This is a genomic window from Conexibacter sp. S30A1 (genome assembly GCF_023330665.1).
GTDB lineage: Bacteria > Actinomycetota > Thermoleophilia > Solirubrobacterales > Solirubrobacteraceae > Palsa-465.
In genome coordinates this window covers 1,946,695-1,961,764 of record NZ_CP097127.1, presented here as the reverse complement: position 1 = coordinate 1,961,764, position 15,070 = coordinate 1,946,695, and the positions used below count along the sequence as shown (strand labels likewise).

15 protein-coding genes are annotated in these 15,070 nt (G+C 70.9%); 12 read left to right on the top strand and 3 right to left on the bottom strand.

The genetic code is table 11. From position 1 onward, the window contains the following. Window positions 1-14 precede the first annotated feature (14 nt). From M3M54_RS09680 to M3M54_RS09645, 8 genes are all read left to right on the top strand, one after another. The gene (locus tag M3M54_RS09680) at window positions 15-4,544 is read left to right on the top strand and encodes a DEAD/DEAH box helicase (protein ID WP_249018838.1); all 4,530 of its coding nucleotides are present in this window, start codon (window positions 15-17) and stop codon (window positions 4,542-4,544) included. After that, window positions 4,537-5,310, top strand: a complete 774-nt coding sequence (locus M3M54_RS09675; protein ID WP_249018837.1) for a DNA-formamidopyrimidine glycosylase family protein — start codon at window positions 4,537-4,539, stop codon at window positions 5,308-5,310. The genes M3M54_RS09680 and M3M54_RS09675 overlap by 8 nt, the downstream gene beginning before the upstream one ends. Before the next feature lie 161 nt (window positions 5,311-5,471). Next, the gene (locus M3M54_RS09670) at window positions 5,472-5,975 is read left to right on the top strand and encodes a hypothetical protein (RefSeq protein WP_249018836.1); all 504 of its coding nucleotides are present in this window, start codon (window positions 5,472-5,474) and stop codon (window positions 5,973-5,975) included. Between the two features lie 391 nt (window positions 5,976-6,366). Then, the gene (locus tag M3M54_RS09665) at window positions 6,367-6,597 is read left to right on the top strand and encodes a DUF433 domain-containing protein (RefSeq protein ID WP_249018835.1); all 231 of its coding nucleotides are present in this window, start codon (window positions 6,367-6,369) and stop codon (window positions 6,595-6,597) included. Beyond that, on the top strand, window positions 6,594-6,959 hold the full coding sequence (locus M3M54_RS09660) for a DUF5615 family PIN-like protein (RefSeq protein ID WP_249018834.1): 366 nt from the start codon (window positions 6,594-6,596) through the stop codon (window positions 6,957-6,959). The genes M3M54_RS09665 and M3M54_RS09660 overlap by 4 nt, the downstream gene beginning before the upstream one ends. 195 nt (window positions 6,960-7,154) lie before the next feature. Continuing rightward, a complete protein-coding gene (locus tag M3M54_RS09655) occupies window positions 7,155-7,571 on the top strand; it encodes an isochorismatase family protein (protein WP_249018833.1) in 417 nt (138 codons plus the stop codon). Between the two features lie 289 nt (window positions 7,572-7,860). Beyond that, a complete protein-coding gene (locus tag M3M54_RS09650) occupies window positions 7,861-8,406 on the top strand; it encodes an RNA polymerase sigma factor (protein ID WP_249018832.1) in 546 nt (181 codons plus the stop codon). After that, the gene (locus M3M54_RS09645; protein WP_249018831.1) at window positions 8,393-9,580 is read left to right on the top strand and encodes a DUF4349 domain-containing protein; all 1,188 of its coding nucleotides are present in this window, start codon (window positions 8,393-8,395) and stop codon (window positions 9,578-9,580) included. The genes M3M54_RS09650 and M3M54_RS09645 overlap by 14 nt, the downstream gene beginning before the upstream one ends. Before the next feature lie 36 nt (window positions 9,581-9,616). Here M3M54_RS09645 and M3M54_RS09640 read toward each other — a convergent pair whose 3' ends face one another. Further along, window positions 9,617-10,603: an aldo/keto reductase gene (locus M3M54_RS09640; RefSeq protein WP_249018830.1), complete on the bottom strand. Its 987-nt coding sequence runs from the start codon at window positions 10,601-10,603 to the stop codon at window positions 9,617-9,619. Between the two features lie 130 nt (window positions 10,604-10,733). Here M3M54_RS09640 and M3M54_RS09635 point away from each other — a divergent pair, with 130 nt between their 5' ends. After that, entirely contained in the window at window positions 10,734-11,618 is an 885-nt protein-coding gene (locus M3M54_RS09635) for a LysR family transcriptional regulator (RefSeq protein WP_249018829.1), read from the top strand. Between the two features lie 37 nt (window positions 11,619-11,655). On the opposite strand, the gene M3M54_RS09630 is transcribed toward M3M54_RS09635, so the two are convergent. Continuing rightward, the gene (locus M3M54_RS09630) at window positions 11,656-12,702 is read right to left on the bottom strand and encodes a hypothetical protein (protein ID WP_249018828.1); all 1,047 of its coding nucleotides are present in this window, start codon (window positions 12,700-12,702) and stop codon (window positions 11,656-11,658) included. 92 nt (window positions 12,703-12,794) lie between these two features. On the opposite strand from M3M54_RS09630, the gene M3M54_RS09625 reads away from it, so the two are divergent. From M3M54_RS09625 to M3M54_RS09615, 3 genes are read left to right on the top strand one after another with little or no spacing between them, the layout of a single operon-like run. After that, entirely contained in the window at window positions 12,795-13,517 is a 723-nt protein-coding gene (locus M3M54_RS09625; RefSeq protein WP_249018827.1) for a Crp/Fnr family transcriptional regulator, read from the top strand. Then, on the top strand, window positions 13,507-13,989 hold the full coding sequence (locus M3M54_RS09620; RefSeq protein ID WP_249018826.1) for an NUDIX hydrolase: 483 nt from the start codon (window positions 13,507-13,509) through the stop codon (window positions 13,987-13,989). The genes M3M54_RS09625 and M3M54_RS09620 overlap by 11 nt, the downstream gene beginning before the upstream one ends. A 9-nt stretch (window positions 13,990-13,998) precedes the next feature. Beyond that, on the top strand, window positions 13,999-14,397 hold the full coding sequence (locus M3M54_RS09615; protein ID WP_249018825.1) for an ASCH domain-containing protein: 399 nt from the start codon (window positions 13,999-14,001) through the stop codon (window positions 14,395-14,397). 9 nt (window positions 14,398-14,406) lie between these two features. On the opposite strand, the gene M3M54_RS09610 is transcribed toward M3M54_RS09615, so the two are convergent. Then, on the bottom strand, window positions 14,407-14,859 hold the full coding sequence (locus tag M3M54_RS09610; RefSeq protein ID WP_249018824.1) for a hypothetical protein: 453 nt from the start codon (window positions 14,857-14,859) through the stop codon (window positions 14,407-14,409). Window positions 14,860-15,070 lie beyond the last annotated feature (211 nt).

Below are 15,070 nucleotides of genomic sequence, written 5' to 3'. Positions count from 1 at the left end.
ACGCTCGCCTCCAGTTGGCAGCCACAGACCCGGCACTTGAGCTCTTCAGCCCGGCGACGCGGGAGTGGTTTACACGTGCGTTTGCGGCGCCGACCGCCGCGCAGGCGCAGGCCTGGCCGGCGATCGCCTCCGGCGAGCACGTGCTGATCTCGGCGCCCACCGGCTCGGGCAAGACGCTGGCGGCGTTTCTGTGGGCGATCGACCGGCTCGCTGCTGCCGGCCCGCGCAGCGGGGGCGAGCGGGCCGGGGCTGAGGCGCCGGCGGGGATCAGCCTCGTCTACGTCTCGCCGCTGAAGGCGCTCTCCTACGACATCGAGCGCAACCTGCAGGTGCCGCTTGGCGGGGTTGGGGCGGCGCTGAGCGTCGCGGTGCGCTCCGGCGACACGCCCGCGCGTGAGCGCCAGGCGATGCTGCGCGAGCCGCCGGACATCCTGGTCACCACGCCTGAGTCGCTGTACCTGATGCTGACCGGCCAGGCGCAGCGGCTGTTTGAGAACACGCGCTGGTGTGTGATCGACGAGATCCACGCGGTTGCCGCGAGCAAGCGCGGCGCGCACCTGGCGCTGACGCTCGAGCGCCTGGCCCAGGTGGCGACGCGGCGTGGCGGCCCGGAGCCGCAGCGGATCGGGCTGAGCGCGACCCAGAACCCGCTCGAGGAGGTCGCTCGCTTCATGGTCGGCCCGGGCCGTGAGTGCCGGATCGTCGACACCGGCGTGCGCAAGGCGCTCGATCTGAAGATCCAGGTGCCGGTCGAGTCGCTGGCGGCGCCCGGTGACACGCCGGGAGCGGTGCTTGACCCGCTGGCTGGCGGCAGCGAGCCGACCACCAGGTCGATCTGGCCGGCGATGTACCCGGAGCTGCTCTCACTGGTGCGCGAGCACAGCTCGACGATCATCTTCGTCAATGCGCGGCGGGCGGCCGAGCGGCTGGCGCTGCGGCTCAACGAGCTCGCTGTCGCTGAGGACGAGGCCGCCGGGCGGCCGGTGCGCGAGCTCGCCCGCGCCCACCACGGCTCGCTGGCGCGCGAGGAGCGCACGGTCGTCGAGGAGCTTTTGAAGGCCGGGCAGCTGCCGTGCCTGGTCGCGACCTCCTCGCTCGAGCTCGGCATCGACATGGGCGCCGTTGACCTCGTGATCCAGGTCGAGTCGCCCAAGTCGGTGGCGCGCGGGCTGCAGCGAATCGGCCGTGCTGGGCACAACGTCGGGGATGTGAGCCGCGGGCGCATCTTCCCGAAGTTCCGCGCCGACCTGCTCGAGTGCACGGTGCTCGCGCGGCGGATGCGCGAGGGCGCGATTGAGACGACGGTCGTGCCACGCAACCCGCTGGACGTGCTCGCACAGCAGATCGTGGCGATCTGTGCGGCCGCCGAGAGTGGTGCCGCGGGCGCGGCGCCCGCTGGCGCTGCGCCCGCCCAGAGCGCCGCTGGCACGGTCGCGGTCGACGAGCTCTACGCGCTCATCACCCGCACCCACAGCTACGCGGAGCTCAGCCGCGTCTCGTTTGAGAACGTGCTCGACATGCTGGATGGCCGCTACCCGTCCCAGCAGTTCGCGGCGCTGCGTCCGCGGTTGGTGTGGGACCGGGTCGCGGGCACGCTGCGCGCCCGGCCTGGCGCAAGGCAGCTCGCGGTCACAAACGCCGGCACGATCCCCGACCGCGGCAACTACATGGTGACGCTGCCGGACGGACGCCGGGTGGGTGAGCTGGATGAGGAGATGGTCTATGAGGCGCGTCCCGGCCAGACGTTCCTGCTCGGCGCCTCCACCTGGAGGATCGAGGAGATCGGCCGCGACCGGGTGATCGTCACGCCGGCGCCGGGGATGCCGGGCGCGGTGCCGTTCTGGAAGGGCGATGGCGTCGGGCGTCCGAGCGAGCTCGGTGAGGCGATCGGCGCCTTCAGCCGCTGGGCGGTCGACCAGGAGCCGGCGGTGCTCGAGGCGCACTACGACCTGGACGCGCGCGCGGCGCGCAACCTGGTCGAGTTCCTGCGCGAGCAGCGCGACGCAACGCGCGTGCTGCCGAGCGACCAGGCCGTGGTGCTCGAGCGCTTCCGCGACGAGATCGGTGACTGGCGGCTGTGTGTGCTCTCGCCGTTCGGCGGCCGGGTGCACGCCCCCTGGGCCCTTGCGCTGGCGGCGCGGATCCGCGACGAGCTGGGGCTCGAGGCCGACGCGATCTGGTCCGATGACGGGATCATCGTGCACCTGCCGGACGCCGAGGACTTTGACCACGGGCGCCTGGCCGAGATGGTGCTGCTCGAACCCGAGGAGCTTGAGGAGCTCGTGATCGGCGAGCTTTCCGGCAGCGCGCTGTTCGGCGCGCGCTTTCGCGAGGCCGCCGGTCGGGCGCTGCTGATCCCGCGCGCCTACCCGGGGCGGCGCACCCCGCTGTGGCAGCAGCGCCTCAAGGCCCAGTCGCTGCTCGAGGTGGCCGCCAAGTACAGCGACTTCCCGATCGTGCTCGAGACCTACCGCGAGTGCCTGCGCGACGTCTTTGACCTGCCTGCGCTGACGGAGCTGCTCGGGCGGCTGCGCCGCCGCGAGGTCTCGCTGGTGGAGGTCGAGACCCAGAGTGCCTCGCCGATGGCCTCCTCGCTGCTGTTCGATTACGTCGCCACCTACATGTACGAGGGTGACACGCCCAACGCCGAACGGCGCGCGGCGGCGCTGTCGCTTGACCGCGACCTGCTGCGCGAGCTGCTCGGCCAGGAGGAGCTGCGCGAGCTGATCGACCCGGGCGCGCTGGAGGCGGTCGAGGCAGACCTGCAGTGGTGCTCGGCGGAGCGCCTCATCGCCGGCCGCGACGAGCTGCACGACATGCTGCGCACGCTCGGGGACCTGAGCGAGGCGGAGATCGCTGCGCGCACGGTGGCGGGGGTCGCGCTGGCGCCGATGCTCGCGGCGCTGCGGGGCGAGCGGCGTGCTGTGAGCGTGCGGCTCGGCGGTGAGCAGCGCTGGATCGCCGCCGCCGACGCGGGTCTCTACCGCGACGCGCTCGGCGCGGTGCCGCCGGGCGGGTTGCCGGAGGCGTTCCTGCGCCCGGTGCCCGACGCGCTGGTGGCGGTCGTTGAGCGCTACGCGCTCACGCACGGGCCGTTTTTGGCGTCCGAGGTGAGGGTCCGCTACGGGGTCGACTGCAGCGCCGCGCTCGCTGTGCTGGAGCACGCGGGGGAGCTTGTGCAGGGCGAGCTTCGCCCCGGTGGCAGCACGCGCGAGTGGTGTCACCGCGAGGTGCTCAGGCGCCTCAGGCGCGCGTCGCTGGCGGCGCTGCGCCGCGAGGTCGAACCGGCGGAGCAGACGGCGCTCGCGCGCTTTGCGCCGTCGTGGCAGGGCGTTGACCGCTTCGGGCCGGCGGGCGCCGGGATCGACCGTCTGCGCGACGTGCTAGTGGCGCTGCAGGGGCTCGCGCTGCCGGCCGAGCTGTGGGAGAGCGAGGTGCTGCCCCGGCGGGTCGGCGCCTATTCGCCGGTCTGGATGGATCAGCTGTGCGCCTCCGGTGAGCTCGTCTGGCTGGGCGCGGGCGCGCTCGGGCGCTCGGGACGCGTGGCGCTCTACTTCCGTGACGAGGCTGCGCAGCTCGCCACGGCATGCGCCGGTGAGCCACCCGCCGGGGAGGCGCACCAGGTTTTGCGCGAGCTCTTGAGCCGGGGTGCCGCCTTCTGGAGCGACCTGCTGGCCGCCGCCGGCACGGGTCTGCCGACCGCGGCGCTGCAGGAGGCGCTCTGGGATCTGGTGTGGGCGGGCGAGGTCACCAACGACGCCTTTGCACCGCTGCGGGCACCGCGCCTCTCGGTCGCGCGTGAGCAGGCCGGTGGCCAGCGGGCCACCGGCCGTAGAGGCCGCTACGCGAGCCGCAGCCGCTCGACGGTCCCGCATGTTCAGGGCCGCTGGTCGCTGACCGCCGGGCTGCTGGTGGCTGGGCAGGGCGACCCGGGTGCGCGCCGGCGGGCGCTGGCCGAGCTGCTGCTCGAGCGCTACGGCGTGCTGACCCGCGAGCAGGTCCTGGCCGAGGGGCTGCCCGGCGGCTTTGCCGGCATCTACTCCGAGCTCACCCAGCTCGAGGTGCTCGGCGTGGCGCGGCGGGGTTACTTTGTGGAGGGGCTCGGCGCCACGCAGTTCGCGCTGCCGGGGGCGGTTGAGCGGCTGCGCGAGCGCGCACAGGCCGACCGGGCGCTTGTGCTGGCCGCACTCGACCCCGCGCAGGTGTACGGGGCGGTGTTGCCGTGGCCGCCGCGGCCGGGCGCCAAAGCACCCGCCCGCGTGGCCGGGGCGCTCGTGACGCTGGTGGACGGGGAGCCGGTTCTCTACCTGGAGCGCGGGGGCAGGGGGCTTCAGACGCTGGTGGACGGCGGCAGCGCCGGGAGCGAGCGTCTCGACCTCGCGCTCGCGGCGCTCGCAAACCACATCCGCTCAGGCCGCGGCCCGCTGCGCCGCCTGGCGCTCGAGCGCGTCGACGGCGAGCCCGCCATCGCTTCGCCGCTGGCCGGCGCGCTGCGCGCGCACGGCTTCCAGGAGGGGCCGCGGCGGCTCACGCTCGGTGCCTGAGGGCGACACGATCATGTGGGCGGCCACGCGCATGCGCCCGGTGCTCGAGGGCCAGGTGGTGGAGGTTGCGCACACGCACGCGCGCTTCGGCAGGGACCGCTGGCGCGAGCGCCTGGGCGGTCATGCCGTGCGCGCGATCGAGACGCACGGCAAGCACCTGTTCATCGTCTTTGACAACGGTCTGCTGTTGCACTCGCACCTGCGCATGACCGGAGCCTGGGATGTGCGCGAGCGCGGCGGGCGCTGGCGGCGGGCGCCGAGCCGCGCCTGGCTGGTCCTGCGCGCGGGAGAGCGGGAGGTGGTCCAGTTCGACGGGCCGGTGCTCGAGCTGATGACGGCCGGCCGGCGGCGCTTTGACCAGCGCCTTTCCGCGCTCGGGCCGGACGTGCTGGCGGTCCAGTTCGACGCGGTGGCGTTTTTGCGGCGGTTGCGCTCGGGCGACCAGGCCCGCGCGCTCGGCGACGCGCTGCTTGACCAGCGGATCCTCGCGGGCATCGGCAACATCTGGAAGGCCGAGAGCTGCTGGGAGGCTCAGCTTGACCCGTGGCGGGCGGTCGGTACGCTGCGCGACGAGCAGGCCGTGGGGCTGGTCGAGCTGGTCCGCCCGCGGATGCTTCTGTCCGGTACCAGGGGGCACCGCGCCGCCCCGCCCAGGGTCTACGGCCGCGCCGGGCGTCCCTGCCCGCGCTGCGGGGCTCGCATCCATGCTCGCCCCCAGGGGGATGAGAACCGCACCACCTACTGGTGCCCCGGCTGTCAGCGCTGAAGCTGGCCGCCCGCGCCGACGGTGGGCCGATCTGCGCGAGGTTGGCGTTGGTGGCAGGCGAGCTGACCGTGGCTTGCTCGCTCCTTGCTCCGTCGGTCTGACGAGCTCATACTCCGTTAATGCGGGTTGCAGGGCTACACGGCTTCCTGTCAGCTGGGTTTGTGAGGGCCCTCGAGCGCCGTGCCCTGGCGATTGTGATGCTCGTTGTCTCAATTGTCGTGGCGATACTCGTGCTGCCCGGTGTCGCCGCCGGGGTCGGTCCCACCAGGTACGCCAGTCTGGTCGTGAGGGGTCGGTGTTCGCTGCGCATGCGGGTTCCGGTCTCGCTGGAGCTGAGGCCCATCGACGGACAGCGGGGTCTCTTCGACGTCATCGGTGACGGTCTACCAAGACACGAAATCGGGTTTGAGGTGCCGACCGGCGTGGTCGGCTCCTGCCTGCCCGGAGGAAGCGCGGCCCGCATCGCGGCCATCGAATCAACGCCAGGCTCGCTTGAGAAGCTGTCCGGCGGGGCTTATGTAGCTCGGCTGACCGAGGACGGCGGCGCCGTGACCTACGTCGTGCCGCTGACGGGCGGTGCTCTGGCGTTCGCTCAGGCTGGAGCGTCGGTCAACGCCGCGGTCAAGTACCTGGCTGCGCACACGCGTGGTCGCATCATTCGGTGATCTTCCGCGATCACCGGGTGGCCTTGACCAGGAGCGGCCCGCCCAGAGTGCTGGCACTCAAGCCTCCCTCGAGCCTCTCGCGCTGGCGGCGGGCGACGCCTTTGGCGGGTGCGGCCGTCGCCGGACGATCCGGCCGCGACGGTTGTCGTGAGATCGAGGAGAGCGGCAACAACGGTCCCGGCCAACCGCTAACCCGCATCAGCGCCGTTTCGCGGCCGGCGGCGATGTCTGCCGCGCTGCCGCCACCCGACCGTGACGCTATCCAAGCGCTTCGACCCGCGATCACACGTGCAGAACAACGATGATCACATCAAGGGTGACTTCTCGTGATCCTTGGCCGGAACACTCAAGGCTTCCGGTCACCTGGTTGCCGTGGCATAAGATCTGGGTTATGGCCTTGGATCGGATAGTGGTCGACCATCAGATCATGGGCGGCGTCCCATGCGTTCAGGGAACCAGGATCCCGGTGGCCACGGTCGTTGGCCTGCTCGCCCAGGGTCTTACCGCTGCCGAGATCCGGGCTGACTACCCACAGCTTTCTGACGAGGACATCCGGGCGTCGCTTCAGTTCGCAGCCGAGGCTGTGACCGAGCGACAGCTCCCGCTCCGTGTCTCGGCGTGAGATTCCTGATTGACGAGTGCGTGAGCCCGCGTGTGGGGGAGGCACTGACAGAGGCCGGGCACGACGCCGTGCATCTGCGAGATGTCGGCCTGCTTGGCGCCAGCGATGAGGATGTGATGGCGGCGGCGAGCGGCAGTGCGCGTGTGGTTGTCTCGGCTGACACCGACTTCGGTGAGCTGCTGGCCGCCCGCGGCGCAACCCTCCCCAGCTTGATCCTGTTACGGCAGTCAGACCGCACAGCCGTTCATCAGGCGAGAACGATCCTGGCAAACCTGCCTCACGTTCAGGCGGACCTTACGAGTGGCGCGGTGGTCAGCCTGACCGACGACCGTGTCAGGGTGCGACCGCTGCCGATCCACTGAGGCGTCTCCACGACGGGGATCGCTTACGCCACTCCGGCCTGCTCGCTCGGCACGCTTACAACGACGACGCAGGATCGTGCATCGGTCGCCGACGCGACGCGACGGTCCGGTCTGGAGTTCCGCGGAGGTGCGCTCAGGGTCGGCCCGCGTCGATCGTCGTCGGGACCGAGATGCTCCCACGCCTGTGCAGCTTGAGTGCCGGCCGGAGCGCCCGACGAGCCGTACGCGACTGGCTGGAGCCTCTACTTCGCTGCCCAGGAACGCCGCACCGAGCAGGTGATCCGAAAGAGCATCGACGACGGCTTTGGCGGGACTGAGCTTGCGAGCATCCTCACCGCGCACCGGGTTCGCAGCGTGGCGGTCTGCGGTGTGCTGTCAGAGATGTGTGTGAGCGCCACCGCCCGCTCCGCGATGAACCTCGGCTGGGACGTGGTGCTCGCCCATGACGCGCACGCCACCTACGACATCCCAGCCGCTCCGGGACTGGCGGGATCAGTTCCACACACCGTGGTGTCGCGTGTCGCCGAATGGGCGCTGGGCGACAATATCGCCGTGACTCCGCGCGCAGCTGATGTCGAGTTTGAGACAACACTGACTAACCGGGTCCCTTAGTGACGCGGTCAAGGCTCCCGTGGTAGTGAAACGCTCGATGGCGGTGTGCAGGTGCGGCTTCAGGCGAGACGATCGCCTGGACGGAGAGCCTGTCAGGGCGAACAGGCGCCCGTAGGAGAAGCCTCGGTCGCTTCGACCGGCGCCGGGAGAGGCCCACTTGCGCTTGCCTCTTTGGCGGGGTGCTTGACAAAGACCAGCGCGTCCCGACGGTGGTGAGGTGCCTGAAGCGCCAACCTCACTCGTGCAGACATCCCCTGTGACGAAACCGTGGGTGCGGCGTAGTAGGGGCATGAGGCTCAGGCAGGCAACGGCTGGCGGGCGCGAGCGGGAGGCTGGCTGGGAGCGCCTGGAAGCGCTCTACCGCTCGAGCCGCGATGACGTCTATGCCTACGTGGTCACGCTGCTCGGCGACCGCGCGAGCGCCGAGGACGTGACTGCGCTCGCCTTCGAGCGCGCCTATGCGCGGCGGCGGCGCTTTGACCGCCGGCGCGGCGAGGAGCGCGCCTGGCTGTTCGGCATCGCCCGCAACGCGGCGCTCGACGAGCTGCGCCGCAGGCGCCGGACCGCGACGCTCCTGGCCGAACCCGAGGCGCTGGCGGAGGGGGCGCTTGCGAGTCCGGATGATTCCGATGAGCTCGAGCTGCGTCGAAGCGCCGTGCGCGCGGCGCTCGCTGCGCTCACGCCGCGCGAGCGTGAGCTTATCGCGCTCAAGTTCCACGCCGGCCTGACCAACGCCGAGCTGGCCTCCGTCCTGGGGGTCAGCGTTTCAAATGCCGGCACGATGCTCCATCGCGCCGTCCAGAAGCTGAGGAGTGCTGTCAATGCGCCCGTCTGACGAGACCCCGTTTGAAGAGAACGACTACGCCGATGTGGCGCTGATGCTCGCAAGCGTGCGCGACTGGCCGGCCGAGGAGTTCACCGCGACGCTCGACGCTCGCGTTCGGCGGCGGTTTGAGGCGCCGCGGAGCGCCGGCGGGCGCGGCCCTGCTGGCATGCGCCGGAGCTGGGCGCGCCGCCTTGGCGTCGCCGCCGCGGGCGTGTCGCTGGCGGCCGGCGCAGCGGTGGTCGCGCTCACCGGCGGCGGCCTTGGTGGCGGTCTGGGCGGCGTGTCGCAGCACCGGGCGCCGGCGCTTCCGCTGGGGCTGGCTCAGAAGGCGCCTTCGAGTACCCACGGCAGCTACTCGCCCTCCGCGAGGCCGCCGGTCCTCGGCACGGAGGGCGGCGCCGTCAACGGCCCGACGACACTGAGTGCCGCCTCCAACGCCGCTCAGGCCACCAACGCGGTCGTCGTGCCGGGCGCCAAGCAGATCCGCTCGGCGCAGATCGACCTCACAACCCCAAACCAGCACGTCAACCAGGTGGCAACCGAGATCGTCGGCGTTGTCAGCTTCGAGCACGGCACGGTTATGAGCTCGCAGGTCACCGCGGCGAGCACCGCCGCCGGGGGCGGCTATGCGAGTTTCACGCTGAGCATCCCCACCGCGAACCTGCAGAGCACGCTCGACCAGCTCTCCCACCTGCGCTACGCGAGCTTGAGCTCGAGCACCGCCGGCAGCCAGAACGTCAGCGACCAGTACGCCTCCGACCAGCGCCAGTTGGCCGACGCGCAGGCGCTGCGTGCTGCGCTGCTCAAACAGCTTGCGGCGGCCACCACCCAGCAGCAGACAGACAGCATCGACGCGCAGCTCAAGCTCGCCGCCGGCCAGGTCACCCGCTGGCAGCGGGCGCTCGCCTCACTTCAGCATCGCATCAGCTACAGCGATGTGACCGTGGAGGTAAACGCGGGCTACCTGCCGATTCCGCCGGTGGTGCACCGCGCGAGCGCGAGCGTCTTCTCGCTCGGCCGCGCCCTCCACGACGCGCTGCGCGTGCTGATTGTCTCAGCCGGCGTGGCGCTGATCGCACTGGCGCTGGCGATACCGATCGGGCTGGCGCTCGCGCTGCTCGTCTGGCTGTGGCTGTGGTCGCGGCGCCGGCGCCGGGAGCAGGCGCTCGACCAGGCCACCTGAGCCACTCCGGGCGCCGCCTGCGCCGTGCTGGGCTGCTCAGCGCCCGACCATGCTCATGTGCTTGGGGCTGTAGCGGTCGCCGTGCACGCCGATCCGCTCGGCGAGCGTGTTCAGGTCCGCGAGCTCGTCGGCTGAGAGCGCGACCGTCGTGGCGGCCGTGTTTTGCTGGAGGCGCTCCGGCCGGCGAGTGCCCGGGATCGGCACGATCCAGGGTTGCTGGGCAAGCAGCCAGGCCAGCGCGATCTGGCCCGGTGCGACTCCCTTGGCCGTGGCCAGCTGGCCGACATGGTCAACGAGCGCGAGGTTCGCGGTCAGGTTCTCGCCCTCAAAGCGCGGGATCGTGGCGCGGATGTCACCGGCGGAGAACTGGGTCTCGGGGCTGACCGTGCCGGTGAGCATGCCCTTGCCGAGCGGGCTGAAGGGCACGAAGCCGACCCCCAGCTCGCCGCAGGCAGGCAGCACCTCGGCCTCGGGGTCGCGCGTCCACAGCGAGTACTCGCTCTGAACCGCGGCCACCGGATGCACGGCGTGTGCCCTGCGGAGCGTCGCCGCCGAGCACTCGGAGAGGCCGAAGTGGCGCACCTTGCCGGCGGCGATGAGCTCACCGACCGTGCCGGCCACCTCTTCGATCGGCACGGCGGGGTCCACGCGGTGTTGGTACAGCAGGTCGATCACCTCGGTGCCCAGACGCCTGAGCGACCCGTCCACCGCGGCGCGGATCTGCTGCGGGCTGCTGTCCAGGCCGACCGACCTCCCGTCCTCGATCCGCCAGCCGAACTTGGTCGCGATCACGACCCGCTCGCGGACCGGCGCCAGCGCCTCACCCACGAGCTCCTCGTTGACGTAGGGGCCATAGACCTCGGCGGTGTCAAAGAACGTCACACCCAGATCGACGGCGTGCCGGATCAGGGCGATCATCGCCTGCTTGTCACCGGGGTTGGGCCCATAGGACTGCGACATCCCCATGCAGCCCAGGCCGATGGCGGAGACCTCGAGTCCCTGGCCGAGTGTCCGTCTGTGCATCAGTGTCCCTTCGCGGATGTTGGTGGATGGCGCTGGCTGCGTGCCCCGCCAGTGCGTTCATGGCATTGATTCTGCGGACAGCTGCACATAGTCGCAAATACACATCTTTTGGTTAGCATCGAAAATGACTATGGATCCGCGGCGTCTTCTGACCTTCCGCACGGTCGCTCACGAGCGCTCCTTCTCGCGCGCGGCCCAGCGTCTGTCGCTCTCGCAGCCGTCGGTGTCGCATCAGGTCGCGCTTCTGGAGACGGAGATCGGCCAACGACTGCTGGTGCGCGCCCGCGGCGGGCTGCGGCTGACCGCCGCGGGCAGTGTGCTGCTCGAGCACGCAGACGAGGTCGCCTGGCGCCTTGAGTTGGCCGAGCGTCAGATCGCCAGGCTCTCCGGTGAACGGCGGGCGCAGCTGCGCATCGGCGCATTCCCCACAGCGATGGCGGGCCTGGTCCCGACCGCTGTCACGCGGATGCGACTGGCGCACCCGCACATGCGCGTGCTGCTGCGCGAGGTGACGGCGGACACGCTCGCGCCCAGAGTGCTGAGCGGAGAGTTCGACCTCGCGCTCGCCTACCAGGATACGAGCATCGCCCGCCGTGAGCTTCGCGGGACGCGGCGTGTCGACCTGTTCACAGACAGCTTCCTGGTCGGTCTGCCGGCCGGCCACCCGCTTGCTGACGCGCGTGGGCCGGTGCGGCTCGAGCAGCTGGCACAGGACCACTGGGTTCTGCCTTCGCCGACGGGGTTTCTGGCGCAGTGCTGTCGCGAGGCGGGCTTTGAGCCCGACATCGTCGCGATCTCGCAGGACCCCATCGCCACGCGCGGGATCATTGCCCGTGGGCTCGCCGTCGGCTGGGTGTCGGGCCTGCTCGCCGAGGACTATCCGGGCGTGGTGTTGCGGGCGGTGGCTGGCCGCGGTCGCAGCCGTGACGTCTACGCGCTGCTGCCGCCGGGCGAGAGCCACCCGCTTGCGGCCGGGTTCATCAGCGCGCTGCGCGACACCGCTGGCCAAGCTTGAACTTTGTGAGTTTGACCACCAGATCTGGTGGTCAAACTCACAAAGAATGCGGCGCGAGACAGGCGGCGCCGATGGTGTCGCTGGGGGCGAGCAGGCTGGTCCTGGTGTCGCTGGAGATCTGGGCAAGCCGCGGTCCGCGCCAGGCGTAGGTGATCGACGTCTCCCGCCAGCGGCCGTAGATCGTGATGCCGTGCAGGATCCTGATTCCGTGCAGCAGTGCGTAGAGATGCGCGACGAGGCGGGGCGGGTTACCGGCGACGCACTGGAAGCCCGCCTGCGCGCCGGAGTCACCGCCATAGGCGAGCAGCGCGCCGGCGGAGACCAGACCACCGCGGTAGGGGGTGTACACGATCGCCGTCGAGCCGCTCGAGATCTGCTGGACGCGCAGCAGGATCTGCTCGCCGCGCGTGGCGCCGATGTGCGCGACGCCGACGATCGCCGCCGCCGGGACCCGCTCAACCATTGGTTTCGCGGCGGTCGACGCCTGCAGCGTGTAACTGATTGGTGTGGTGAGCATCCGCCCATCCGGCAGTACGAGACGCAGCATCGCCCGCTCGGCCCGGAAGAGCTTGACGCGATGGCCGTGGTCGCGCGTCGCCGGCTGGGTGCCGACGCTTGTGTGGGCCAGGCGCGAGTAGGTCAGCACCAGGTCCTCGCGGCCGTTGCCGAGCACATCCGCGATCCGGGCCGTCACGCAGCCCGACCACGGCGGCAGGTAGCGACTGCGGGGCGCCAGCGCGCAGGTTGAGCCGGGGCCGGTGTAGAAGGTCTCGCTCGGCGGCGCACCGGGAAACAGCCTGGGGTCGCTCACATGGCCAGCGCTCGCTCCGGACCCAGCGCCGGAGGGATCAGCGTGGGGCACAGAGCCCCGTCCGGCGCCGCCGCCGTTGCCGAGGATCAGCGTCGCGGCGAAGAACGCTGCGGCCGCGAGCGTGCCGCCCGCCATCCAGCGGCGCCTGCGTCGCTGCCGCGCCTCTTCAAAGAGCACCTCCGGAACCACGGAGGTGCTCGGGCCATGGTTGCTGACCTCGGGCGGTTCGTCCGAGGTGGTTTGGTCGCAGCGGTCCACGGGCGTCAGAAACATGGTACTAGCTAAGCTAGCACGAAGGGCTGCGCCTGTCCAGGGGGTATGCCGTCGCGTGGCGCCACGCCGCAGGTCGCTCTACGCTCAGGGCGATGAAGGAAGCTGTGCTGAGCGCCGCGCCGCCGCTGGCCGGGGCGAACGGAGAGCGCATGGCGCTGATCGCCGCCCTGCCACTCTTCGCCGGGCTCTCCGACGACGATGTCGCCGCCGTCGCCGAGCGCGCGGTGCTGCGCCGCTACGACGCGGGCGACGTGGTCTTCCACGCGGGCGACGGCGGAGAGAGCTGCTTCATCGTCGCCTCAGGGGTGGTGCGCGCGGTGCGTGAGCACCCGAGTGGCCGCGCGATCAGCCTCTCGCACTTTCACGCCGGCGAGGTCTTCGGCGTGAGCTCGCTGTTTGATGCTCAACCTCGTGCGGCCACGCTCGAGGCGGTCGAGCCGAGCGAGCTTGTGGCGATCGGTGGTGCGGACATGCGGCTTTTGATGCGGGAGCGCCCCGAGTTCGCATTCGCGCTCAGCGCGGCGCTCGCGGCGCGGCTGCGGGCGCTCGGTGAGCGGCTCGCGCGGCAGGCGTTTCAGAGCGTTCAGGGGCGGGTGGCCGCGACGCTCCTGCAGCTGGTGGACGCGGCCGGCGGCCAGGGTGAGGACGCGGTGATCGTGACGCTCAGACAGGCCGACCTGGCGAAGCTGGCTGGCGCCTCGCGCGAGTCCGCCAGCCGCTTTCTTGCCTCGATCGAGCGAGCCGGCGTGATCACGCAGGGTCGCGGCCGCCTGACCATCCACGACGCGGGCGCGCTGGAGGCGTATGTCTACTGAGCCCGTGCGTGAGCACGACTCCAACGCGCCGGTCGAGCTCAGCGCCGGCACGCCGGTCGAGTTCAGCGCCGGCGGCCTGGTCGTGCGCGGCAGCGACGTGGTCGTGATCGTGCCGACCCGGCGCGGCGCCGGCGGCGTGCGTGTGCTCGGCCTGCCCAAGGGGCACGTCGAGTCCGGCGAGTCGCCGCAGCAGGCGGCGCTGCGTGAGGTGCGCGAGGAGGCCGGCGTCTGGGGGGAGCTGCGCGGCCAACTGGGGTCGGTCACCTACACCTACGAGCGCGCCGGCGCTCAGATCCCAAAGCGCGTCGAGTTCTTCCTGATCGCATACGGCGGCGGTGATCCCGCAGACCACGACCACGAGGTGGAGGAGGCGCGCTGGATGCCGCTCGCGCAGGCGGCCACCGCGCTCACCTATCCCGGCGAGCGCGACATCGTCGCACGCGCACTTTCACAGCTCGCCGCGGACCGGTAGTCTGAGCCGGTGCGCGTCCTCAACTTCTACTCCTCAGCGTTTGCCGATCAGCTGCGGCGCGGCCGTAAGACGGCGACGATCAGGCTCGGCGACAAGTCCCACAAGTACCGCAAGAACGACTGCGTGGTGGTCACGATCGGCTACCAGCACTCGCCGCGCGAGAAGATCTTCAACGCCGTGATCGACCAGGTGGAGGTCAAGCGCGTGCGCGACCTCTCCCCGCGCGAGATCGAGCACGACAACCCCGAGTTCCGCCGGGTCGATGAGATGGTTCACTTCCTGGAGCGGATCTACGACCGTGCCGTGACGCTGGATGACACGGTCACGGTCGTGCGCTTCTCGCAGATCATCGAGAACCCGCCGGAGCTGCGCGACCGCCTGCACGGTCTCGGCGGCGCCAACAACTAAAAGGCCGCGTCAGCCGCGTTTCGCCGCTGCCGCCTCGGCCCGCTCGGCCGCGTTGGCCGCCCGTGCGACCTGCTGCTCAAGCGAGTCGTGACGCTGGTGCAGGTGCTCGAAGAGCCGCTTCAGCTCACGGCTGCGCTGACGGTCGCGCTTGACCAGGTGCACGGTCAGGCCCGCGGCGATGCAGGCGCCGAGGTCGGAGGTGACGTTGGTGTAGTTGCCGCCGATCAGCTCCGCCCGCGCGCTCACGTCGACGCCGAAGAGCGGCAGCAGCACCAGGTAGACGCCCAGGATGGTGAGGAAGATGATGTGGGCGTGGCTCGACAGGGCGCGCGGCACGAATGCCAGTATCCGGTCGAGCTTGCTGGACGGGTCGGCGGCGGCCGTCACCGCCTGGGTGTCGGTCACGGTGTCTTGGAAGGTGTCGTCTGAGGCTGGTGACGAGCGGTCCTCGGGAATGGACATGGGTGCTCCTTGGATCGGGAAGTGCCGCGATTATGGAAGCTGCGGGGCGAAGTGGCGGGGCCGGCCCCAGCCCCGCCGTCGCCGCAGCCGGGCGGTGGTGATCGCTGCCTGGGTCGGCGGGGCACAGCGGCCCGCGTCGGCGGGCCGTATATAAAAACTTGGCACTCTTCACACGAGAGTGCCAACCGACGGCCAAAACGAGCTATAGTTG

Bases quoted from the DNA above. Each gene is read 5' to 3' on its own strand.
- M3M54_RS09650 (WP_249018832.1), top strand. From the start codon at position 7,861: ATGAGGCTCAGGCAGGCAACGGCTGGCGGGCGCGAGCGGGAGGCTGGC.
- M3M54_RS09610 (WP_249018824.1), bottom strand. From the start codon at position 14,859: ATGTCCATTCCCGAGGACCGCTCGTCACCAGCCTCAGACGACACCTTC.
- M3M54_RS09665 (WP_249018835.1), top strand. From the start codon at position 6,367: ATGGCCTTGGATCGGATAGTGGTCGACCATCAGATCATGGGCGGCGTC.
- M3M54_RS09640 (WP_249018830.1), bottom strand. From the start codon at position 10,603: ATGCACAGACGGACACTCGGCCAGGGACTCGAGGTCTCCGCCATCGGC.
- M3M54_RS09625 (WP_249018827.1), top strand. From the start codon at position 12,795: ATGAAGGAAGCTGTGCTGAGCGCCGCGCCGCCGCTGGCCGGGGCGAAC.
- M3M54_RS09635 (WP_249018829.1), top strand. From the start codon at position 10,734: ATGGATCCGCGGCGTCTTCTGACCTTCCGCACGGTCGCTCACGAGCGC.
- M3M54_RS09630 (WP_249018828.1), bottom strand. From the start codon at position 12,702: ATGTTTCTGACGCCCGTGGACCGCTGCGACCAAACCACCTCGGACGAA.
- M3M54_RS09620 (WP_249018826.1), top strand. From the start codon at position 13,507: ATGTCTACTGAGCCCGTGCGTGAGCACGACTCCAACGCGCCGGTCGAG.
- M3M54_RS09645 (WP_249018831.1), top strand. From the start codon at position 8,393: ATGCGCCCGTCTGACGAGACCCCGTTTGAAGAGAACGACTACGCCGAT.